The following is a 24028-nucleotide window of genomic DNA, read 5'->3' as shown; positions in this document are numbered from 1 at the left end:
TTGATTTTACATAAAACACAAAACTAATAAAGGTTATGTGAAGCCACGCAGGGTATTGGGTCTGGGAAAGATTGACAGAACCCAAACAAGAAGGCAGAAATAAAGGGTTAAATTTGCATGAAATCCATTTCCGATGAGCAAGCATGGCAGGGTATTGGTAGCTATGAGTGGCGGTGTGGACAGCACGGTTGCTGCGCTGATGCTGCATGACCAGGGATATGAAGTGGTGGGTGTAACCATGAAAACCTGGGACTATGCCACATCGGGCAGCAGCAAAAAGGAAACTGGCTGCTGCAACCTGGATTCGTTCAACGATGCCCGGGCCGCAGCGGTAAAGCATGGCTTCCCGCATTATATCATTGACATCCGGGAAGAATTCGGCCATTTTGTGATCAATAATTTTATCGAAGAATATCTTTCCGGACGAACACCCAATCCCTGCATCCTCTGCAATACCCATATCAAATGGGAAGCCCTGCTTCGACGGGCCGATGCCCTTCATTGCGATTATATTGCTACCGGTCATTACGTGAACCTGAAATACGAAAACGGCCGCTACTTTGTATCTAAAGGCGTGGACGAAAACAAAGACCAGAGCTATGTGATGTGGGGTTTGAGCCAGGAATGCCTGAGCCGTACGATATTTCCGCTGGGCAAATACCACAAAACCGAAATCCGCGAAATGGCACTTGCCTACGGATTTCCAGAACTGGCCAGGAAAAGCGAAAGCTATGAAATCTGCTTCATCCCGGATAATGATTATCGCGGATTCCTGAAGCGAAAGGTAGAAGGGCTTGAAAGCCAAACCCGCGGAGGTAAGCTGGTTTGGCAGGATGGTACGGTTGTGGGTGAACATGAAGGTTATCCGTTTTATACCGTTGGCCAGCGCAAAGGACTGGGCGTGGCCCTCGGTAAGCCGGCCTATGTTACCGATATCATTCCGGAAACCAACACCGTGGTGCTGGGCGAAGAACGCGATCTGTACCGCCCGACTATGGAAGTTTATAAGCTCAACTGGATGAAATATCCCGGATTGAATGCCGACATGCAGGCAACCATCAAAGTGCGCTATCGCGACCGGGGCACACCGGGTGTGCTGCATGCAGGTACCGATCCATTGCGGGTAGATTTCGATACACCCGTGAAAGGTATTGCTCCCGGCCAGTCGGCCGTGTTCTACGAAGGCGATGATGTGATCGGCGGAGGCATTATCCTGAGAAGCGTGAAGGAGAAGCATTAAAAAATCAGAAAGACAATCAATCCTTCACCACGCTGATCCTTCATGTTTAATTTGATTTCAGGATGCAATAAACAAATCTGAACTCCCTTATTCGGCATAATTACCCGCGCTTCCATTGGTGAAACCACTCAGGAATACATGCTGATTGATCTTTGCAACCAGATGGGAAGAATAAGACTTGATCTATTCTGGTTTAGCAGCGCGGTAAATTTCCGCCTCTTTGATTTCATCCAGATTTCGACAGCCAGATAAACGTGCGGTTAGCTCAAAGTCATTCCAGATGTTTTGGATAACTTCTTCCACTCCTTTTTGTTTTCCTATGGCCAGCCCATACACATAGGGTCTTCCCAGCAATACGGCATCTGCGCCCAGCGCCAGGGCTTTAAAGATATCGCTGCCATTGCGAATCCCACTATCTAACAGTATTTTATAGGGACGTGGTACCGCTTTTCTGATTTCCTGCAAAGCTTCGATTGATGCGATAGCGCCATCTACCTGCCTTCCTCCATGATTGGAAACGATGATTCCATCTGCCCCTGATTCCTTTGCTTTCCGTGCATCCGCAGGATGCAATATTCCTTTGATGATAACCGGCAGGCGGGTTTGGCTTTTTAACCAGGCTATACGCTCCCAGTTAAGAGAAGGGTTGGTATAGATACGGGTAAAAAGTTTGGCTGCCTTTAATCCTTGCCTGAGCCGGCCTTTATATCTGAGACCTAATTTCAACACGTGCCACATGGTGTGTAACGTAAAGGAAGGCTTAACCGCATCTTCATGCGTATCCGCTTCCCATCCGTTTTGGAGATATTCTTGAAAAACAGGATCCGATGTATATTGAGCGATACCGAAACCATGCAGAAACGGAAGATATCCGCGTGTCAGATCGCGTGCTCTCCATCCCAGCATGGGGGTGTCTACTGTCAGTACAATAGCCTTGCAGCCGCAGTTTTCCGCCCTTTTCACAAAGGAAAGGACGAGATCGTCTGATTTGCTCCAGTATAGCTGGAACCACTTGTCTGTATTTCCCATTATGCGCGAGCAGCTTTCCATGGAGTTACCGGCCTGATTTGAGAAAATAAAAGGAGTGCCCATGGCGTGACAAGCAGCCGATACCATGAGATCCGCCCGGGGATAAATCATATCCAGCGCCCCGATAGGTGCAAGCAGAAGAGGAAATGACAACGAGGTTCCGAATAGCACGGAAGAGTAATCAGCCGCGGAATTGTCACGCATCATCCGGGGAATAATAGCTATTGCATCAAAAGCCTTGCGGTTGCGCGTCATTGTGGCTTCATCGGATGCGCCACCATCTACGTAAGCCCAAGCGTTGGGCGACATTTTTTTCCTCGCTTTTTCTCTCAAAGCCGATGCATGAAAGGGAATGCGGGAAGTCTTCCCCGAAAACCCACGGATGTAGATTTCCCTTTGTCTTTCAAAAGCAGATTTCGATTTCATGTTAAATCATTTAAGCAGAACAATATGACTGCTATACCGGTATGATTTCTCTTCTGCTGATCCATGCGCTTTTTAAGATACAGCCGTTTTGCTTTCAACCCAATAAAATTTAGAATTTAGATGATGGATAACTTGTTTTTTAACCTGATACGATGCAGACTCCCTAAAATTTCCCTTTTCAAAACTTTCATAAACCTGTTGCCAAAAAATTTTACCATCTCATACTGAATCCTTTATTTTTGATATTGGCATGCGCACAGGGTTTCTGCAAGCGAAACATATGCTGGCTGGCGTTGGGCTGGCTGGAATCATCATGCTTCTCAGCTCATGCCATAAATCTGAACAAGTTCCTCCGCCTGATATGGGCTATGCCTATTTTCCGATATATGTGGGTATGGAAAGGCACTATTGGCTGGATTCGATTGTTTACCACGATTTTGACGGAAGCGTGGATACTTCCCGCTATGAAGCGTGGGATCGAGTGGATACCAGTTATACGGATGATTCCGGACAAACGGTATTTCGTATCCTGCGGCAACTGCGCCCGCTCGGCTCCGCCACCTGGCAACCGAATATCAGCATAGCCATTACCTTGCTACCCCGGCGCATGGAATGGCTGGAAGGTAATTTGCGTTTCATCAAGCTGATTTTCCCTGTGCGAGACAATGCCAGCTGGGACGGAAATGCTTACATCGAAACCAACCTAAACCCCGACCTGCAATACCTGAGCGGCTGGATCTATACCTACCAACAGGTGAATCAGCCCGCTTCTCCTGGTGGAATTCGTTTTGACTCTACCCTCACGGTGATGCAGGCCAATGATTCGTTGCAAAGCAATACCTATGCTTTTCGCACCTACAGCATCGAACAATATGCCCGGGGAATCGGCCTGGTGTACCGCCATTTCATTCATTGGGAACAACAATGTGCGGGCTACGATTCGCAGGGTAATTGTCAGGCCCTGAAGCCTCGCAACGGTGTGGAAATAATCCTCAGCCTGAAAGATACCCTTTAGGATGCCCGAAACAGCGCAACAAACATGGAATCCCCGCCTGCCGAATAACCGGTGATAAGAGTGCTATTTACATACGTGAGTCCCATTTGCCGGATTTCATCGGCCACATCTTCGTTTTCCCTGCGAAATACCGAACAGGTGATGTAGGCCAGATAGCCACCAGGTTGGAGATGGCGACAGGCTTGTTTTACAATGGAAATCTGTCGGTTATGAAAATCCTTAAGTTGCTCCGGAATGAAAAAATGCAGTTGTTCAGGTGTACGCGCCCAGGTGCCGCTGCCACTGCAGGCAACATCGGCAATGATCAAATCAAACCGTTTGCTACCCAGGATGTTATCAGAAGCTTCGGCTTGGGTTACATCTAACACAGCCGACTTGTATTTACGGATGCCGGCCAGGCGAAAGCGTTGGCGGAGATTGGTCAAAATGGAAGCACGGATATCGGTAACCACGAGCTGCTGCATCGGGAGATGATCGGCCAGAAAAAGCGATTTACCCCCGCTGCCGGCACAGCAATCCCATACAGTCCACACATGCGATGGGTCTGCCTTGCCGGCAGGCAGCTCCTCTATGAGCCACTCCATGACCTGCTGGGATGCCCAATCCTGCACCACATAATCCACACCTTCCCGGGCACGCAGCAACCGATGCAAATTGGTAGCTGCGGGAACCGCTAACGTGTGACGACTCACGCGGACAATCGGGTCGGGCAATACCGCAAACCCACCTTCATGCCCCGGCCTAATACGAATGAACACGTTGGGCTGCTGCAAATAGCTCACAGCATAAGCTCGGGCATCCACTCCCGGACTTAACTCCGATGCCCAGGGAAAAATGTCCTCCGGCTGAAAATCAGCAAACCAGCCGGCTCTTTCCAAAGGATTGGCAAAAGCTGTTGCCTGCAGCCATTCCGGCCGCAATTCCCGAATAATCGGGGTTGGATCTTGCTCACAAATTAAAAATCCAATCATCATCCGGTCTTCTACGCTCCTACCGGAAAAGCTTTTCCCCAACCGAAAATAATCGTAAAGCAGAGCTGATATGTAACGACGATCACGCGAGCCCAACTGCGGAGCATGTTCACCCGACGACGAACACCAGCGAAACTTGTTTTTCAAAAAAAGATGCAGTGGCATATCGCCAGCCGACAGGTATTGCTGCAGCCATTCAATCGCTTTTTGCAGATAGAAACGGACCAGGGTGGAAGGGAGATGGCGCATAAGCAGATGAGCTAGAGTTCCAGCAAGGTTTTCACCGGATCTCTGCCAGATAGCAACTGCTGCGGATTTTCCAACAATTCCTTCACCCTGACCAGGAAACTCACCGACTCACGGCCATCGATGATGCGATGATCATAACTCAGGGCCACATACATCATGGGACGCGCTACAATCTGTCCGTTGATAACCACCGGACGTTCCTGAATTTTATGCATACCCAGGATAGCCGACTGAGGCAGGTTGAGCAGAGGTGTGCTCATCAGCGAGCCAAATACACCGCCATTGGTGATGGTAAAGGTGCCACCGGTCATCTCCTCCAGGCTTAGCTTGCCTTCGCGTGCTTTGGTAGCCAGCTCCAGCACTTTTCTTTCAATTTCAGCCATGGAGAGGCTTTCGGCATTGCGGATTACCGGCACTACCAATCCGCGCGGCGTGCTTACTGCAATGGAAATATCGCAGTAATCATGGTATATAATTTCGTCGCCATCGATATAGGCATTCACAGCTGGCCATTCCTGCAGGGCATAACAACAGGCCTTGGTAAAGAAACTCATGAAACCAAGGCTTACCCCATGTTTTTCCTTAAAAGCTTCTTTGTACTGGTTGCGAATCTGCATGATGGCACTCATATCCACCTCATTGAAGGTGGTGAGCATGGCCGTGGTGTTTTTGGCCTCTACCAGGCGACGGGAAATGGTGCGCCGCAGGTTGCTCATGCGTTCCCGGCGTTCGTTGCGGCTAAAAGCCTGTGTGCCGGTGGATGCGGGTTGTGCTGCCGGCTGTGCGGGAGATTTGTCTGATGGCTGGGCAGGTTTTTCGATGGTGATTCCGGGGCGCTGCAGTGCCGCACGCACATCTTCCTTGCGGATTTTGCCAGATGGGCCACTGCCCCGCACTTCGGCAGGGGAAAGATGTTGATCGGCCATCATAGCTGCTGCCACCGGGGTAGCCCGGAGGGTAGCAGGTGAAGCCGGAGTCTCAACGGTAATAGGAGGTTGATCTGAAGATGCCGGTTCGGGTGCAGATTGGGTCTCAGGCTGGGCAGCAGCAGATGCACCTTCCACCGATGGTTCAATAATGGCAATGATGGCTCCGATAGGTATATCATCTCCTTCTTTAGCCTGGTGATGCAACCATCCACTGGCTTCTGCACGAATTTCAAAGCTGGCCTTTTCCGATTCCAGCTCAGCTATTACTTCATCCAGCTGCACTAAAGCTCCATCGGGCTTCAGCCAGCGGGCCAGAGTAACCTGCTGAATAGACTCGCCCACCGATGGCACTTTTACTTCCAGCGATTCGCCGGAGGGCTGGTGCGTGGAAGGCTTGGGCTTTACATCTGAGGCCCGGTCATCTGCAGCCGGTTGTTCCTTTACAGATGCGGCTACTGTTTCCCGCTTAGGTTCCACAGCATCAGCAGCCTGCTGCAAAGGTGCTGCATCCGTATCAATTTCAGCGATGGCAGCTCCTACCTGCACATCAGCTCCATCTTCTGCAAGAATATGAAGGCGACCGGCAACTTCTGCGCGGATTTCGAAACTGGCTTTTTCCGACTCAATTTCAGCTATCACTTCATCCTGCTGTACATAATCACCTTCTTGCTTCAGCCATCTGGCAATAGTCACTTCATTGATCGATTCGCCGATGTGCGGTACGGTTACTGCTTGCATATTTTCTTTTTGTTTTTAAGGTTTTACGACAGGCTAAATGCCGTTTCAATGATTTCTTCCTGTTCCTGATGATGAATCCGGGCAAAGCCCGTAGCCGAGGCTGCGCTGGGATTGCGGCTGATGATACCGAAACCGAAGTCTCCTATTTTTAGGTTGAGTTGTAAATAACCCGCAGCTCCCATATTCAGGGGCTCTTCTTGCACCCAGAACCAGCTTGCCTGCCGATATTTTTGAATCAGTTGTCTGATTTGCCGAATGGGCAATGGGTAAAGCTGTTCGAGCCTGATGATGGCTACATCCTGACGATTGTCTTTTTCCTGCTTTTCTTTGAGTTCGAAATAAATTTTCCCTGAGCAGAACAATACTTTGCGGATCGTATCCGGATGTTTGCTTGCCTCTGGATCATCTATCACTTCCTGAAAACGTCCCTGTGTAAATTCCTGTATTTCGCTGTAGCTTCCGGGGTGACGCAGATTAGCCTTGGGCGACATGTTGATGAGCGGTTTGCGGAAAGGCCAGGCCAGTTGCCGGCGCAGGGCATGGAAAAAGTTGGCTGCCGTGGTAATATTGGTTACCACCATATTCAGCTCGGCACACATTTGCAGAAACCGTTCCAGGCGTGCACTGGAATGATCCGGCCCTCCGGCTTCATAACCATGCGGCAGCAACATCACCAATCCGTTCATGATGCCCCATTTCTGCTCGGCACTGCTGATGTACTGGTCAATAATCACCTGGGCACCATTGGCAAAATCGCCATACTGGGCTTCCCAGATGCTGAGCACATGTGGATTGGCCATGGCATAGCCATATTCATACCCCAGCACCGCTAACTCACTCAACAGCGAATTGTAAATGAAAAATCTACCCTGCTTTTCGCCCAGCCGGCTTAACCGGTTATATTCTGCATTGGTTTGCTCATCGTAAATGACAGCATGACGATGGGAAAAGGTGCCCCGCTTCACATCTTCACCACTCAGCCGCACATCTTTCCCTTCTACCAGAATTGAAGCATAGGCCAGCAATTCGGCTGTTGCCCAGTCAATCTTACGGGACTCTTCAAACAATTTGATTTTATCCTGCAACAGGCGCGCTACTTTTCGCAATGGATGGAAGTCATCAGGCCACTGCATAATCCGGTAAAACAAATCCTGCAAAAGCTTTTCATCCACCGCAGTGGCGGGCGACTGCTCAAAATCCTCTTCCGTAGCCGCACGCAGTTCACTCCACCACTTTTCCGGTTGCTGATAGGTATATGGCAAAGGTTTTTGCTTCACTTCATCAAGCCGCTCCTGCAAGATTTGCCAATAGTGTTTTTCCATTTCCCTGGCCAGTTCCTGGGCTTCATGGTCACCCTCTTCCAGCAGCCGACGGGTATAAACCTCACGCGGATCCGGATGTTTTTCAATGAGTGCATACAGATGGGGCTGGGTAAACTTGGGCTCATCACCTTCATTGTGACCATGCCGGCGATAGCACACCATATCCACAAAAATATCTTCATGGAACTGTTGCCGGTACCGCGTGGCAATTTCTACGACTTTTACCACCATCTCCGGATCATCGCCATTCACATGAAACACGGGCGCCTGAATCATCGTGGCCAGCGAAGTACAATAGTCGCTGCTGCGGGCATCATCAAAATCAGTTGTAAAGCCAATCTGGTTGTTAATCACAAAATGCAGGGTGCCACCGGCATAGTAGCCTTTTAGTTTGCTCATCTGCAGCAGTTCATATACAATACCCTGGCCGGCAAGAGCAGCATCACCGTGTATCAACAAAGGCAAAATCTGCTGATAGTCGCTCTGATACAAAGTATCGGCCTTGGCACGGGCAAATCCCACCACCACGGGGTCCACAGCTTCCAGATGCGAGGGATTGGGACAAAGCTGCAGATTGATGCTGTGGCCGGAAAATGTGTTGATCTGGCTACGAAAGCCCAGATGATATTTTACATCACCACTGCCCATGTAATTGTCGGCTGGCAGGGCGCCTTCAAATTCACTGAAAATCTGTTCATAGGTTTTGCCCAGGATATTGGCCAGCACATTCAGCCGACCCCGATGAGCCATGCCGATGACCACTTCTTTCACACCCAGCGATCCGGCCATATCAATCAGGGCATCCAGCGCGGGAATGGTGGTTTCGCCTCCTTCCAGTGAAAAACGCTTCTGACCAATGTATTTGGTGTGCAGGAATTTTTCGAATACCACACCTTCATTCAGTTTTTCCAGAATCCTGCGTCGCTTCTGCAATGATAGTGGCTGCTGCAGGGTAGTTTCCACTTCACGCTGAATCCAGGCTTCCTTTTCCGGGTCGTTGATGTAAGTAAACTGGACTCCAACATTGCCGGTATAGCATTTTTTCAGGAACTGCAGGATATCACGCAAAAGAGCTTTGCCAAGCCCCACCGCATGCCCGACATAGAAGGGCGTATCCAGATCAGCTTCCGAGAGTCCAAAATATTCCAGCGCCAGGTTGGCCCGTCTGTCCTTACGCGGGCGAATGGGATTGGTAGTGGCCACCAGATGGCCCTTGCGACGATAAGCTGCAATCAGCCGATAAACGGCAAGTTCTTTTTCAAGCTGCTGTTCATTGAGTTCACCAGCAACCGATTTACCGTCGGCATAACTCACGGCAAAATCAAACCCTTCAAAAAAGCGTGCCCACTCGGGATCTACAGCTGCAGGATTTTGCTTGTATTCCCGGTAAAGCTGCTCGATATATGCGGGATGAGAGTGGGTCACAAAAGAAAAGTCGTTCATAATTCTCGGTTTAATCCCGTGGAGTGAACCTTCCGAATCTGGGAAAGGGCAGGTATTTTTGCAAATATCGTGCGTTTTTTCATTTCCCGAAAGCCAGCAAGCTATTTTAACGGAGGTTTTCAGGTTTATGACCTACCTGGCTAACATGAATCCTGAAAACAAAAAAACATCTTGCAATAAAAAAATCCCTAACTTTGCCAGCTCAAATTTGAATATTCGTTTGTTATGGCAAATCATCAGGCAACGAAGAAAGATGTCCGCAAGTCCCGCAAACGCAGGCTGCATAATCGTTATTACGCCAAAACCACCCGCAATGCCGTGCGTGCTTTGAGAGCGCTTACCGACGCTGAACAAGTGAAGGGAAAATTACCAACCGTGATTTCCATGATAGATAAGCTGGCCAAAAGAGGGGTCATCCATAAAAACAAAGCATCCAACCTGAAATCCAAGCTCATGAAAAAAGCGCATCAGTTAAGCGCTGAAAAGGCTCATGCCTAAATGCTTGGGCAATAACCTCTTCAGGATTTTATCGTTTGCTTTTGGGCTTAGGGGATGTATCCACCGCAAAGGAGAATGCTTTGCGGCTAAAAAACTTGTATGCATACTTCCCCCGCAACTTCAACAATTTCATCTATCCCTGGCAGCATACATATCTGATTTTGCAGTGCCTTATGTCATGCACTTGCAGCATTCAATGCATCTATCTGAGAGCTATCTAATGAGAGCTGTGCGCTTTGCATGATTTCGGTGAGTTGATACACATTGGTTGCACTCACGATGGCCGAAGTTACGTCGGGTTGTCTGATGAGCCAGGCCAGCGCTACCTGGGCGGGCGTGGCTTTGGTTTCCCTGGCTATTTGATCGAGTGCGTTCAGAATTTTCAGCCCCCGCGGATTCAGATATTTTTTAATGACCTGCTCGCCCCTCACGCTTTTTTGTGCGTCTTCCACCGTGCGGTATTTGCCACTTAAAAATCCACTCGCCAGTGAATAATACGTCATCACACCCAGATGTTCTCTCTTACAAATAGGACGGTACTGGGTTTCAAAGCTTTCCCGATCATACAAATTATACAAAGGCTGCAAACAAATATATCGCGGAAGGTTGTGTTGCCGGCTGATATCAAGAGATTGTTGCAAACGTTGCGGTGAAAAATTCGATGCACCGATGTACCGCACCTTTCCCTGCTGAATCAGTTGCTGATAGGCTTCCAGCGTTTCTTCAACAGGTGTATCTGGATCATCATAATGTGAAAGATACAAATCAATATAATCTGTTTGCAATCGCCTGAGGGAAAGTTCGGCCTGTTGAAGAATGTGCTGGCGGGACAGGCAATTTTTTTCTTTTCCCATTCCACTTCCCACTTTGGTAGCCAGGATGAGCTCATGTCGCTTGCCAGTGCGTTTGAGCCATTTGCCAATCAAAGTTTCAGACTCACCGCCCTGATGGCCGGGCACCCAATGGGAATAACTGTTGGCTGTGTCTATAAAGTTAAATCCCATTGCTACCCAATGATCCATTAAACGAAAAGATGTTTGCTCATCGGCTGTCCAGCCAAATACATTGCCTCCGAAGCAAAGTACAGAAACCTGTAGATCGGTATCTCCCAGTGTTCTGTAGTGCATGGACTTGAAATTTAAATAACAATAACAAAAACAGCAGACCAGCCGGTAATTACATCATTCGCTGATCTGCTGCATAAAGAAATTTGTTCGTTTAAAGCAAAGTAGCTTCCAGTTCAATTTTGGTATTGAGTAATTTGCTGATCGGGCAATTGGCCTTTGCATCTTCTGCACATTGCTGAAATTTTTCCTTGGAAATGCCGGGTACTTTGGCTTTTAAAGTGAGTTTGGAATACGTAATGGCGCCATTTTCCAAAGCCACTTCGGCCGTGGTTTCCAGGCTTTCGGGTGTAAACCCTGCATCGCCCAGCACAAAACTAAGTTTCATGTTAAAGCAACCTGCATGTGCAGCTGCAATCAGTTCTTCGGGATTGGTGTAGGTACCATCCTCAAAACGCGATTTGTAATCATAAGGTGTGTTGTTCAAAACCTTGCTTTGGGTGGTTAGTTGGCCGGAACCTGTTTTGCCGGCACCTTTCCAAATCGCTGTGGCTGTACGTTTCATATGATCAGTTTTAAAAGTGAATAAATCAATAGATACTTATTTAAAAAAATTATGCATGTAATTTAACATCACAAATAATCAGCCAAATTGTTGACATACACTTCTACACTTCATCTATGATTTACTTTAGATTGACATTTTAAGATTCTTTCATGAAAGGATATCGGTAATCCAGCACGGGTACAAAAGTTTCCTTGATGGTACGCACACTCAGCCAGCGGTATAGATTCAGTATGGATCCTGCTTTATCATTGGTGCCTGAAGCCCTTGCTCCACCGAAGGGTTGCTGACCTACCACCGCACCGGTGGGTTTATCATTGATATAAAAATTACCTGCACTGTTCACCAGTTTTTGTTCAGCCAGCAGAATGGCTTTGCGATCGGTAGCAAAAACTGACCCGGTTAAGGCATAAGGTGAAGTGCGATCAACCAGATCCAATGTTTCTTCATAGTGTTTTTCATCATACACATATACCGATAACACGGGACCAAAGATTTCTTCTTCCATTGTTACAAAATGCGGATCTTTGGCTTCAATCACAGTGGGTTCAATAAAATATCCTTCCTCTTTGCTCGCATTCCCGCCTACCAGAATCTGTGCCTGTGGGCTTTTTCGTGCTTGTTCAATATAACCTGTAATTTTATCGAAAGCCTTTTCATCAATCACCGCATTCATGAAATTCCTGAAATCTTCCACTGTACCCATTCTGATGGTTTTAACCTCATGGATTAATTTATCTACAATTTTATCTGCCAGATTGGAGGGCAGGTAGGCTCGCGATGCAGCCGAGCATTTTTGTCCTTGATATTCAAAAGCACCTCTCACCAAATTGGCCACCACCGCATCTATGTCGGCTGAAGCATGCGCTATTACAAAATCCTTGCCTCCGGTTTCACCTACAATGCGCGGATAAGATTTGTAACGGGCAATATGCTGTCCGATCTTATTCCACATGTCTTGAAACACTGTTGTCGATCCTGTAAAATGCACGCCTGCAAAATCAGGATGATTGAAACAAATTTCACCTACCGTTGCACCAGGAGCAAAAACCAGGTTAATCACACCAGCGGGAAGACCTGCTTCAATCAAAATGCGCATGAATTGCTGAGCTGCGTAAATCTGGTTTTCCGCGGGTTTCCAAACCACTACATTGCCACACATGGCGGCCACAGTAGGCAGATTTCCGGCAATGGAGCTAAAGTTAAACGGCGTAATAGCTACCACAAAGCCTTCCAGCGGACGATATTCCATGCGGTTATAGACTCCATGTGGAGAAATCGGTTGCTGTGCATAAATTTCACTGAGATAATGTACATTAAACCGCAGGAAATCGGCCAGTTCGCATACCGCATCAATTTCAGCTTGAAATACATTTTTACTCTGCCCCAGCATGGTGGTGGCATTCATAGCATACCGGTACTTATCCGTAATCAGATCTGCAGCTTTTAAAAAAATGGAAGCCCGGTGTTCCCATGGCATAGAAGCCCAGGCCGCTTTTGCCTTCAGGGCCGCATCAATGGCAGCCTGCACATGGCTGGCATCGCCCTTATGATAATACCCCAGGGTATGTCGCAATTCATGCGGAGGATGAATGGCAATCCGCTGTCCTGTGCGCACTTCCTGACCATTGATATACATGGGAATATCCAGCTCTTCAGCCTTGTGATGTACCAGTTGCTGTTTCAGCAACTGCCGCTCCTGTGACCCCGGAGCATAGGCATAAACAGGCTCGTTTTGTGGTTCGGGAAAATAAAAATAACCATTGCTCATGAACAATAGATTTTCTACAAAATTACAATTTCACACCGGAAGTTTCCGATAACCAGGTATGAATGGAATTGGCTAACTTGAGCTGTTTTTGCACAGAAATGACTGTGATTTTACATATCCGCTTTCTGACACGCCTGCTGATAAAAGCATGGGATATTATCCGGAAAAGAAAAACCGAAACGCTTCGCGCCAGAAAATGTTTATGGCATATTGAGCAGGAAAAAGCTCAGAAATTTCCACCTGAGATTTTTGAAAAAATTGCGGTAAGCTACGGTATCTACGAATCTGTGGTGGTGGAAGGATTTTGCAGGTTGCGTGGACGAAAGGCATCAGCTGCTGAAAAAAAACGTTTTGTTTATTATTTCATCTGCAGTTCGTTGTTTGATTATTTTGTGGACGACATGCGTATGCCTTTTGAGCGGATAGCCATGCTTTCCTTTAAGCCTGAAGAAGAAACAAGTACCACATTCGAGGAAGAGGTATTTCTGGATGCCCATCGCTGGTTGCGAAAACAAGTAAACGATACTCAGGGATATGAGATATGCAGTCATGCGTTGTTTACTGCGCAAAAAGAGTCGTTACTTCAGTTTGATAAGGATCTACCTCCATCAACAGTTCTGGATATTACATTCCGCAAAGGCGGATATGCTGTACAACTTAGCAGTTATTATTTAGATGATAAAGTTCCGGAAATTGAACGAAAAATCTGGTATCAGCTGGGTGTATTGATTCAGCTGACAAACGATCTGTACGACGTCTGGAAAGATGCTTCACAACAAATCCGTTCATCTGTACTGGCAGTGCAGGATATGCATCAATTTGTCCGCATCTTCCATCAACAAGTGGAAACATTATGGGAACTGATCAAACAACATCCTGCCCGCAAGTCAGCCAAGCAAAATTTCTTATTGCACATTGCTGGTACGCTGAGTTTTGGATATATTGCCATGGACCAGCTTACTCGTTTGCAAGGCGACCAAAATTATTTGCCTGCCTATGATTCCGCACATCGAAAAGACTGGATCATTGACATGGAAAAAGTTGAAAATCTAAAGTTATGGTTGAAAACAACCCGAAAATTGTATTACCAGGGATTGCAAAAAGTTAATTACCACTAAATTTATATGTCATGATATATTCAAGTAATAATGCATCCACATAAGCCGGAGAGGAAAAATAATATTTGATAAAACTAAGTGGAGTAAACCATCGTTTAAATGGGTTGCGCAACATAGCATAAAAACCAGCTTCGAAAAATATAGCACAAGATTGCTGTTCGATTTCTTCTACCCTATTGGCATCTATTTGCATCATTACCTCAGGCTTAGTTCCAAGGCGCATCAATGAAGTGTAAAGGATGATGCTATCCATTGCACAATTCGTGTGCTGCAAACATCGGATAGCATCCATTTGCAACTGCTTTATATAAGGCTTCATCCATTCTGGATGTGCTATGTGCCACAACCTTGCTGCATGATAAATCAACACAGGTGGTCTGGCATAATGGGGGGAAATGTAGGCTGCATCGAGTATATATTTTCGTTCCTGAAGCATATCTTCCAACCATTTCATGCTGGCACTATCATACCGATTGAAAGAAATATGATAAGAATATAGCAGAGTCAACACATTACATAATACACAAAAATCCACATCCACAGGCATCTTTTCCCCAAACCATGTATTGTAAAAAGGTAAGTGTTTATATTTTTTGTAAGTATTTCTGATTTGATGATGCATGGTATTGGCATATTCCGTTAAGTATGCATGATATGCCTTCATAACACTATCAGGTGGATGCATGGCCAGCCAGATCATGCTGGCATCGTCTGCATCGTCGGACAATGCGTTGATATAGCGAAAAGGCTTTAATAAAAATGAATTTGGAAAAACCTCTGGTGGATCAACCGGCCAGAAATTATAGGTAAGTGGATGTTGAGGTTTTTGATAAAAAGCATAAGCATGCTGTGCACGTAACAATATACTATCCGCCACAGGCTGGAGTGAATCTGGTAATTCAGCCCTTACCTGTCGCAACGTATAGCAGGTTATCGCAGTAAAAAAAATGTTGTTGTCTTGTTTGGGCCGGTGAGGAAATGCTGCATAATAACGAAAAGACGTGAACATACCCTCATAATAAAAACCATCGCTCCTAACTTGCCAACTATCGATGCGATGAAGAAGAAAAGAAATAACACTGGATTGTGCATTAGATTGCAGAATCATTCCAAAAATGAGCATCCCCTGCAGGAGCACACATATTCGCATACCAGCAATGCATTTATTAAGCAAGATAGAATATGCTATTTAAAATAATAAAAAAATCCCGCAACGCTATATGAGTTGCGGGATTGATAAGAAAATGTTTTAACTAATTGCTTAAAAACTATATCTGAGGCCAAGCTGCATATACCATGTACTGGACGGACTAATTACATTCTGGAAAGCATGATCAACCAGCACACCACCTATGTTTTGTAAATTATATTGTGGTACACCATTGCTATCAAGTCCTTTGAAAATAAGTGGATTACGTGTATAAGTGGTTTTCACAATTCCCCAATTCTTATTGATCAGATTAAGAAAGTTCAGGATATCAATCGAGAATTGAAGATTGTGTTTGGTTTGACTTTTTCCTGTAACAATGTAAAAGTCCTGCAGGAATTTCAGATCCAGCTCATTGTACCATGGATACAATGCGGCATTTCTTTCTGCATATTGTCCACGATGCTTTTTCAGATAAGGCGAGCTGCTGATAAATCTTTCAAAGGCTGCCTGCTGATCCTGGGGTGTGAAGGTAACGGTATTTCCGTTTGCATCTTTACCTGTATATTGAAGGAAAGTAATCTCGCTGGCAGATTTTGGGATATACATCAAATCGGTAGAGTTGTTCCCATCGTTATTTAAATCCCCATTTATCACAAAGCTGTAATTTCCATTATTCTCACCCTGGTAGAACAAGGAAATAGTAGTAGCAAAGTGCTTTGCATATTCAAACCGATAAGAAATATCAGCTACTACGCGATGGGGTACAAAATAGGAAGAATATCCCAGTTCTACTGCATTGGAAGTGCCTACGTTTGGATTTGAGTTCCACACTGAAGTTGCCTGTGAGCCGGGATTATCGGTTACAGATTTCGATTGGGTGAAAGTATAGGCTATTGAACCATAGAAGCCATTCGAGAATGATTTGCTTAACTGGGCTGTAATGGAATACGCATAACCTTTGTTGGTATTGCCAAGCACGATAGCTGTTGAAATATTGTTGTAATAATACCGGTTGGAGCTTGAAGTGAAGGCTGGGCGGGTAAATCCAGGAGCATCCGTCACTGTTCCATCCGGATTTTTCATATTTGCATTACGCATGCGCACAGCATGGATATCCTTTGTGTACATAGCTTCCACAGTCGCAACCAGGCCATTACCCAATGATTTATCTACAGCCAGATCTGAACGCCAGATTTGTGGGAACTTGAAGTTAGGTTCAATCAGCACAATATTTGCCGGAACCGTTCCCGATGGAGTTTTGGGGAAATTATTCAGGTAAGCATTGGGATCAGGATTGAATTTGTAATTAACCAACTGGGTTGGATCTGTGATGCGCACGCTGTTTTGATACATTCCACTGTTGGTAGGCATATTGGTTAACCACACAAAAGGAATGCGACCTGTGAATATGCCTGTACCTCCACGTACAATCAAAGTATTGTCTTTTTTCACATCCCAACGGAATCCAACTCTCGGAGAAAACAATACCGAACCCTTAGGCCATTTACCGGTAGTATAATGCGTCATATTCCCGTTCTCATCTGGAAATGTTAATGCAGTAATGGCTGGATTTTCAAGAGGTTGTTGGAAATAAACGGGCTTATCTGCACGAAGTCCAATAGTCAAACGCAATGCCCGACTCACATCATATTGATCTTGTACATAGATGCCCAGCTGGCCAATTTTTAGATTGGCAGAATATACGCCACCACCTGGATTTACAAGGGAATAGGTATATGCATAGTAAACGGGTGCCTGATTGGTAATAAAATCGTTCAAGGTATTGTACACGTAATAACTTTCCGATCCAGGCATAAACATATTACCTACCCGTTGATATTCAAAACTGGCTCCTGCTGTAATTGTGTGATTTTTATAGTAATAAGTGAAATTTTCGGTGGCACTGAATATATTATTGATGACATCGTTGTGATAGGTGAATGGATCCATTCCCACACTGATGTAGTTATTCCCATTGCCATCAAAAATATCTATAGTGGGAAACACTTTACCAGGAAAAGTGCGGGTACTGCGAATGCGTGTATAAGCTAACAAGAACTGGTTGGCTATCTTATTGTTAAAATTGCTATTCAATTCAGCAGTTGCCGTACGCACAATATTCTTAAATCCATAATTGGAATTGGCAAAAGCCATGGAATTATTGCTAAAACGGTTGTTGGGCAAACGACTTACTGTACCTGTACGACCCGTTACCTTAAAACCTCCACCATTTGGAATGCTGCTTCCGTTAACTTGCTGATCCTGTGTACCCACAAAATCGCTGTATTTCACCGTGAGTTTATGTTTGGTGCTAATGTTCCAGTCGATTTTTGCCAGCAGCTTATGGTTCTTTGATTCAAAATTGGGGAAATTGTCGTAGGCACCCGGATCGTAATTGTAGGTGTTTTTCAGAAAATCAGCGAGTTTTTTCAATGAGTCAATGGGTGTAGATGAAACGGTTCCCTGGCCCGATCCACCCTTCGGAGAATATGAAATACCGGGCGAATTGCCTTTTTCGAATTCTGCATTTGCAAAGAAGAAAAGCTTATTTTTAATGATAGGTCCGCCTAATGTGGCGCCATAAATGGAATGTGAGCTGTTGACAATTTGATTCTTGATATTCACGTCACCCACATGCGTTCCAATAAAATGCTGGTTGCGGTAATATCCGTATGCAGAACCATGAAAAGTATTGGTACCACTTTTGGTAACTGCGTTGATACCCGCACCTGTAAAGCCTGACTGGCGCACATCATAGGGGGCAATGTTCACCGAAATTTGATCATAAGCATCCAGCGAAATGGGTTGATCCCCACCACCTGGCAATGGATCCGAGCTCAGACCAAAATTGTTGTTCAGGTTTGCTCCATCTACTTGCAGATTGTTGTAACGTCCATCTCTACCGGCAAAGCTGGTTCCGTTGGCTTGTGGCGTCAATTTTGTGAAATCCACAATGCTGCGGCTTACAGTAGGCAATGTGGATAATTGCTCCACGTTAATAACTGTTGACGCCCCGGTGCGCTCCTGTGCTAATTTTCGCGCACTCACCACAGTAAGCTCCTGCAGTTGTTTACCGGTTTGTGCAAGCTGAGCAGATAGATTGTAAGGCTCACCCAACCTTAGTTGAATTCCTTCATATACACCTGTCTGGTAGCCAATGTAAGAAACTTCCACACGATAGGGGCCTCCCACTCTCATGCCCTGTATGGCAAAGGTTCCATTGGCCTGTGTAACCGTTCCATAAACAGTTCCTGAGGGGAGATGGATGGCTTTGACGGTAGCACCCACCAAGGGTTGTCCATTGGCATCGGTAACGGTGCCTACCAGGCTGCTCGTCGTAACCTGCCCTGCGGCAGTGAACAGCGCTAACATCCATAAGCAGGTAAGCAAGAGTAATTTTTTGTAGTGCATAGTGCAAAGGTTTTGGTTTCTGCCTGCAAAAAAAGTAAATAATTTTCTAAATAAAATGAACAAATTATGAACTCTTTAACCGTCGTTTTGTCAGCCAAGTCAAACTTTCTGTAAAAATAACCCGGGCATGACCCTTCCTGGAACGCGCTGAACGAAAAGCCTGCAGAGTTGTTGTAATTTTGTTTATTTAAATATCTGCTATGTTAGATACAATCGAATCAGCCATTGAAGATATCAGGAAAGGCAAGCTGGTGATTGTGGTAGATGACGAATCGCGTGAAAATGAAGGCGATTTCGTAGGAGCTGCCCACACGGTGACGCCCGAAATCATCAATTTCATGTCCAAACACGGCCGTGGCCTGATCTGCGCTCCCCTTTCGGCCGAGCGCTGTGATGAACTGGGTCTTGATCTGATGGTGCAACACAACACAGCTCCACATCAAACACCCTTTACCATATCCGTTGATCTGTTAGGGCATGGCTGCACCACCGGTATCTCGGCACACGATCGAGCCAAAACCGTTCGTGCCCTGGTGGATCCGGCCACCCGAAAAGAAGACCTGGGGCGGCCCGGACATATTTTCCCGTTGCGGGCCATGCCGGGCGGGGTATTGCGGCGAGCAGGCCATACCGAAGCCACGGTTGATCTGGTTCGACTGGCGGGCTTTCCTCCACCACACGGTGGCGTACTGGTTGAAATCATGAACGAAGATGGTACCATGGCCCGGCTGCCGGAACTGAAAAAAATTGCCGAAAAATTCGACCTCAGGCTCATCTCTATTCAGGACCTAATTGCTTATCGCCTCCGCACCGAATCATTAATCGAAGAAATAGTGCGCGTGAAAATGCCCACCAAATACGGATTCTTCGATCTCGTGGCCTTCCGGCAAACCAATTCGGGGGATGTTCACCTGGCTCTGGTAAAAGGCCATTGGGAAAAAGATGAGCCTATCCTGGTGCGTGTGCATTCTTCTTGCTTCACTGGCGATATCCTGCATTCCCTGCGCTGCGACTGTGGCGAACAATTGCATGCTGCCATGCAAATGGTAGAAAAAGCCGGCAAAGGCGTGGTATTGTACATGAACCAGGAAGGCAGGGGTATCGGACTTATCAATAAACTCAAAGCCTACAAGTTGCAGGAAGAAGGAAAAGATACGGTGGAAGCCAATCTGGCTCTGGGTTTTAAAATGGATGAACGCGATTATGGCGTAGGTGCTCAGATCCTCCGTTATCTGGGCGTTACCAAAATGCGCCTGATGACCAACAATCCCAAAAAACGCGCTGGCCTGAGCGGCTATGGCCTGGAAATCGTAGAAAATGTGCCCATCGAAATCCCACCCAATCCTTACAACGAGTTTTATCTGAAAACAAAACGGGATAAAATGGGACATGAAATTCTGCAAAATGAAAAGCCATCCTGAACATTAGTTCTTACGGATGCATATGGATCTGTTGCTCAGCCATTTGTGCGCAACAGATCAACGCCATATCATGCGTGTTTCCCTCGTAAATACAATTCCTATTATTTTTGTTGCCCTAAAATCAATGAAGTGCGACTGAAGACGCTTGAAATCAAAGGATTTAAAAGTTTTGCTGACAGAACCATCATTTATTTCGACGAACGAATCACCGGCGTGGTAGGCCCCAATGGATGCGGCAAAAGCAATATTGTGGATGCGATTCGCTGGGTAATTGGTGAACACAAAATCAGCAACCTTCGATCGGATTCTCTGGAAAGTTTAATTTTCAACGGTTCGAAAACCCGCGCAGCCAGCGGTGTAGCTGAGGTTTCACTCACTTTTGAAAATACACGGAATATTCTTCCAACTGAATTTACCACTGTTACCATCACCCGTCGTTTTTACAAAAACGGCGAAAGCGAATACAGGCTCAATGATGTAACCTGCCGTTTGAAAGATATTCAGAATTTGTTTCTCGATACCGGCGTCAGCAGTGATTCCTACGCCATTATTGAACTGGGCATGGTGGATGATATCATCAAGGATAAGGATAACAGTCGCCGGCGCATGTTCGAACAGGCTGCAGGTATTTCTGTGTATAAAACACGTAAAAAAGAAGCCAAACAAAAACTGGAAGCCACTGAAAATGATCTAAGCCGCATTGAAGATCTGCTGTATGAAATCCAGCATAACCTGAAAACGCTGGAAAGCCAGGCCCGCAAAGCCGAGCGCTATCAGGAAGTAAAAAAAGAATACAAGCGTGTGAGTATTGAACTGGCAAAAGCTGTATTGGAAAGTTTTCATCTGAATTTTCAACAGCTGGAGCAACAACTCAATGATGAAACCCAGCGCAAAGCCAGCCTGGATGCTACCATAGCCACACAGGAAGCTGGTTTGGAACAGGATAAAAATCAACTTATTGATCTGGAAAAAGACCTGCAGACCACCCAGAAGGCTGTCAATGATTTGCAAAATCAGATCCGCACAAAAGAAAGCGAACAACAACTGGCGCGCCAGCGCTTGAATCATCTGCAGGAAAAAGCCCATCAGCATACCGAATTTCTTTCTCGGGCTGATACACAGCATCAGCAGCTGCAGGAAACCCTTGCCACACTTGCTTCCCAGCTGCAAACCGAACAACAGCAGCTGCAACAGATGGAGGCTTCCAGACAATCACTTTCCGATGCCTATCAAGCAGCCCGTCAAAACTGGGAAACCCATAAATCAAAACTGTCGGCCTTGCAACAAGCCCAGCAGGAGCTGCGCCGCCGGCAGTTTGAACTGGAAAAGAAAATGGCTGTAGGCGATACCTCCCGGCAGAATACCGAACGCCTCATCCGCCAATACGAACAGGAATCACAACAACGGCAAACACAATTGCAACAACTGCAGGAACGCAAACAAAATCTTGCACAATCTGTTGAACAAATTCAGCTGCAACTGCTACAACTCAAAGAGACACATCAAAACAAAAAACAACAAATCCTTTCCCTGCAACAAGCCCTCGATCAGCTCAGGGAGCAAATGCGCGAGAAAACCCGCCTGCATGATGCCCGAAAAAATGAATATCAACTGCTGAAATCATTGGTTGATAATCTGGAAGGCTATCCGGAAAGTATTCGTTTTCTGAAAAAACAATCGGGCTGGTCTGCCCACCCATTGCTGCTTTCCGATGTATTGAATGTACAGGATGCTTATAAAACAGCTATCGAAAATTTGCTGGAACCTTATCTGAATTATTACGTAGTGCAGGATATCGCAGAAGCACGCGCTGCCATTGAGCTGCTCGACAAACATCAGAAAGGCCGGGCCAGCTTTTTTATTCTCAATCAGCTTCCTGCTGTTGTGCGCGATTCTTCCCAGATGCCCGAGCCTGCATGGATTCCGGCGATGCAAGTAGTGGAAACAGCTGAGCCTTATCTGCCTTTGATCAGCCATTTGCTGGGACATGTGTATCTAACAACAGAAATACCAGAAAAACCCAACGGCAAGCTGACAGATACGCACATGGTGGTGCTGGATAAAGAAGGAAAGATTATCTACGGCAACTACTTTGTTACCGGCGGTTCGGTGCGTACTTTCAGCGGATATAAAATCGGTCGGGTTCATCAATTGGAAAAATTGCAGCAGGTTGTCCAAGAACTTGAAAACGAGATCCAGCAACTGCAACAACAAATTCAGGCACATCAGCAACAAATCACCGAAATCACCCACCAGCTGCATGAACGTGAAATCACACAATTACAGGATCAATTGAATCAACAGGAAAAACAACTTTTTTCCTTGCAAAACCAAATTGAACAATTTGAACATCAACATCAGCAAAATGCCGGCAGAATTCAGGGATTGCAACAACAGCTGCAGGAACAACAACTACATATCCAGCAACTGCAGCAAGCTCTTCAGGAACTAAACCTGGAACAAACAACCTTCCAGCAAAATTTTGAGGAAGTACAGCGACTTGCTCATGAAGCAGAAAAAAATTATCAATCTGCCCAACAACAATACAACGAACATCAGATCCTGTTCACCCGCCAGCAAAGCAAGCTTCAGTCTATCCAACAGGAAATACAATTCCAACAACAAAAATTAACCGAACTTCAAAAAGGCATTGAACAACATACGCTTCAACAAACCGAAACAGAAACAGCTATCACCCAAACCCGTGAGCAACTGCAGCAGATTGAACAAACGCTTGTGGATTTGATTCGTGAGCGCGATGCACAAATGGTGGTCGTGCAGCAAAAAGAAAAAGTTTATTATGATTTCCGGGCAGCATTGAATGAAAAAGAAGCACAACTCCGGCAACTGCATCGCCAACGTGAACAATGTGAGCAACTGCTGATGCAGATCCGTGATCAGCTGAGTCAGGTAAAACTGCAGCTGGCATCACTGAAAGAACGCCTGCAAGTGGAATTCAAAGTAAATCTGGAAGAAATTATCGATGAGCCCCGGCAGACAGAGTTATCTGTGGAAGAATTGCAGGCTGAGGCAGACAAATTTAGAAAACGGCTGGAAAATATGGGAGAAGTGAATCCCACCGCCATCGAGGCTTATCAGGAAATGAAAAAAAGATATGAATTTATTGAAACACAAAAGAATGATTTGCTGCAAGCCAAAAACTCGCTACTGGCCACGATTGAAGAAGTTGAAAACACGGCCAATGAACGTTTCTTGACTACTTTTGAAAAGATTAAAGAAAACTTTCAACGCGTATTTCGCTCTCTTTCTTCAGATGAAGATCAATGCGATCTGATTTTAACAGATCCCCAAAACCTGGCTGAATCTCCTATTGACATTATCGCAAAACCCAAAGGTAAAAAACCTGCATCTATCAGCCAGCTGTCCATGGGCGAGAAAACCCTGGTGGCTATAGCGCTGTTATTTGCAATCTATCTGATTAAACCTGCACCTTTTTGCATCATGGATGAAGTGGATGCACCGCTTGATGACGCCAACATTCTGAAGTTCACCAACATGATCCGTGAATTTTCAGAGCAGTCTCAGTTCATCATCGTTACGCATAACAAACAAACCATGGCCGCTGTGGATGTAATTTACGGCATAACCATGCAGGAAGCCGGTGTAAGCAAACTGGTACCGGTTGATTTTCGCAGCCTCAACTGATT

General features: G+C 46.0%; 15 protein-coding genes. 6 read left to right on the top strand and 9 right to left on the bottom strand.

The window, feature by feature from the left end:
* Positions 1–133 precede the first annotated feature (133 nt).
* Positions 134–1240, top strand: coding sequence for a tRNA 2-thiouridine(34) synthase MnmA (mnmA, locus tag BM367_RS09115; protein WP_092460009.1), 1107 nt, complete (start codon positions 134–136; stop codon positions 1238–1240).
* A gap of 183 nt (positions 1241–1423) precedes the next feature.
* Here the strand turns inward: mnmA and BM367_RS09110 are convergent, their stop codons facing one another.
* Positions 1424–2695: an alpha-hydroxy-acid oxidizing protein gene (locus BM367_RS09110; RefSeq protein WP_092460008.1), complete on the bottom strand. Its 1272-nt coding sequence runs from the start codon at positions 2693–2695 to the stop codon at positions 1424–1426.
* Positions 2696–2975: 280 nt separating this feature from the next.
* On the opposite strand from BM367_RS09110, the gene BM367_RS09105 reads away from it, so the two are divergent.
* A complete protein-coding gene (locus BM367_RS09105) occupies positions 2976–3710 on the top strand; it encodes a hypothetical protein (RefSeq protein ID WP_143103997.1) in 735 nt (244 codons plus the stop codon).
* Here the strand turns inward: BM367_RS09105 and BM367_RS09100 are convergent.
* The 3 genes from BM367_RS09100 to BM367_RS09090 are packed head-to-tail and all read right to left on the bottom strand — an operon-like array spanning position 3707 to position 9362.
* Complete coding sequence (locus BM367_RS09100) at positions 3707–4930, bottom strand: RsmB/NOP family class I SAM-dependent RNA methyltransferase (protein WP_092460004.1); 1224 nt, start codon at positions 4928–4930, stop codon at positions 3707–3709. The genes BM367_RS09105 and BM367_RS09100 overlap by 4 nt on opposite strands.
* An 11-nt stretch (positions 4931–4941) precedes the next feature.
* Positions 4942–6597: a 2-oxoglutarate dehydrogenase complex dihydrolipoyllysine-residue succinyltransferase gene (odhB, locus tag BM367_RS09095; protein WP_092460002.1), complete on the bottom strand. Its 1656-nt coding sequence runs from the start codon at positions 6595–6597 to the stop codon at positions 4942–4944.
* 23 nt (positions 6598–6620) lie between these two features.
* Positions 6621–9362 (bottom strand): 2-oxoglutarate dehydrogenase E1 component, encoded by a 2742-nt coding sequence (locus tag BM367_RS09090; protein WP_092460000.1) that lies wholly within the window; start codon positions 9360–9362, stop codon positions 6621–6623.
* Between the two features lie 225 nt (positions 9363–9587).
* Here BM367_RS09090 and rpsT point away from each other — a divergent pair, with 225 nt between their 5' ends.
* On the top strand, positions 9588–9860 hold the full coding sequence (rpsT, locus tag BM367_RS09085; RefSeq protein WP_092459998.1) for a 30S ribosomal protein S20: 273 nt from the start codon (positions 9588–9590) through the stop codon (positions 9858–9860).
* A 176-nt stretch (positions 9861–10036) separates the two neighbouring features.
* On the opposite strand, the gene BM367_RS09080 is transcribed toward rpsT, so the two are convergent.
* From BM367_RS09080 to pruA, 3 genes are all read right to left on the bottom strand, one after another.
* A complete protein-coding gene (locus BM367_RS09080) occupies positions 10037–10987 on the bottom strand; it encodes an aldo/keto reductase (RefSeq protein ID WP_092459996.1) in 951 nt (316 codons plus the stop codon).
* A 91-nt stretch (positions 10988–11078) separates the two neighbouring features.
* The gene (locus BM367_RS09075) at positions 11079–11489 is read right to left on the bottom strand and encodes an OsmC family protein (protein ID WP_092459995.1); all 411 of its coding nucleotides are present in this window, start codon (positions 11487–11489) and stop codon (positions 11079–11081) included.
* 139 nt (positions 11490–11628) lie between these two features.
* Positions 11629–13260 carry an L-glutamate gamma-semialdehyde dehydrogenase gene (gene pruA / locus BM367_RS09070; RefSeq protein WP_092459994.1) on the bottom strand — a complete coding sequence of 544 codons (1632 nt, stop codon included), beginning with the start codon at positions 13258–13260 and terminating at the stop codon, positions 11629–11631.
* Positions 13261–13358: 98 nt separating this feature from the next.
* Here pruA and BM367_RS09065 point away from each other — a divergent pair, with 98 nt between their 5' ends.
* The gene (locus BM367_RS09065) at positions 13359–14378 is read left to right on the top strand and encodes a hypothetical protein (protein WP_092459993.1); all 1020 of its coding nucleotides are present in this window, start codon (positions 13359–13361) and stop codon (positions 14376–14378) included.
* On the opposite strand, the gene BM367_RS09060 is transcribed toward BM367_RS09065, so the two are convergent.
* Complete coding sequence (locus tag BM367_RS09060) at positions 14365–15387, bottom strand: hypothetical protein (protein ID WP_143103995.1); 1023 nt, start codon at positions 15385–15387, stop codon at positions 14365–14367. The genes BM367_RS09065 and BM367_RS09060 overlap by 14 nt on opposite strands.
* Positions 15388–15639: 252 nt before the next feature.
* Positions 15640–18939 carry a TonB-dependent receptor gene (locus BM367_RS09055; RefSeq protein WP_092459990.1) on the bottom strand — a complete coding sequence of 1100 codons (3300 nt, stop codon included), beginning with the start codon at positions 18937–18939 and terminating at the stop codon, positions 15640–15642.
* 200 nt (positions 18940–19139) lie between these two features.
* Between BM367_RS09055 and BM367_RS09050 the strand changes: the two genes are divergently transcribed.
* Together BM367_RS09050 and smc are read left to right on the top strand one after the other, a co-directional pair.
* Complete coding sequence (locus BM367_RS09050) at positions 19140–20360, top strand: bifunctional 3,4-dihydroxy-2-butanone-4-phosphate synthase/GTP cyclohydrolase II (protein ID WP_092459979.1); 1221 nt, start codon at positions 19140–19142, stop codon at positions 20358–20360.
* Between the two features lie 129 nt (positions 20361–20489).
* On the top strand, positions 20490–24026 hold the full coding sequence (smc, locus tag BM367_RS09045; protein WP_092459977.1) for a chromosome segregation protein SMC: 3537 nt from the start codon (positions 20490–20492) through the stop codon (positions 24024–24026).
* Positions 24027–24028 lie beyond the last annotated feature (2 nt).

The sequence above is a fragment of the Thermoflavifilum thermophilum genome (assembly GCF_900116565.1).
Classification (GTDB): Bacteria; Bacteroidota; Bacteroidia; order Chitinophagales; family Chitinophagaceae; genus Thermoflavifilum; species Thermoflavifilum thermophilum.
Note: the sequence above shows the minus strand (reverse complement) of the source record. Positions and strands in the feature narration are given on the sequence as shown.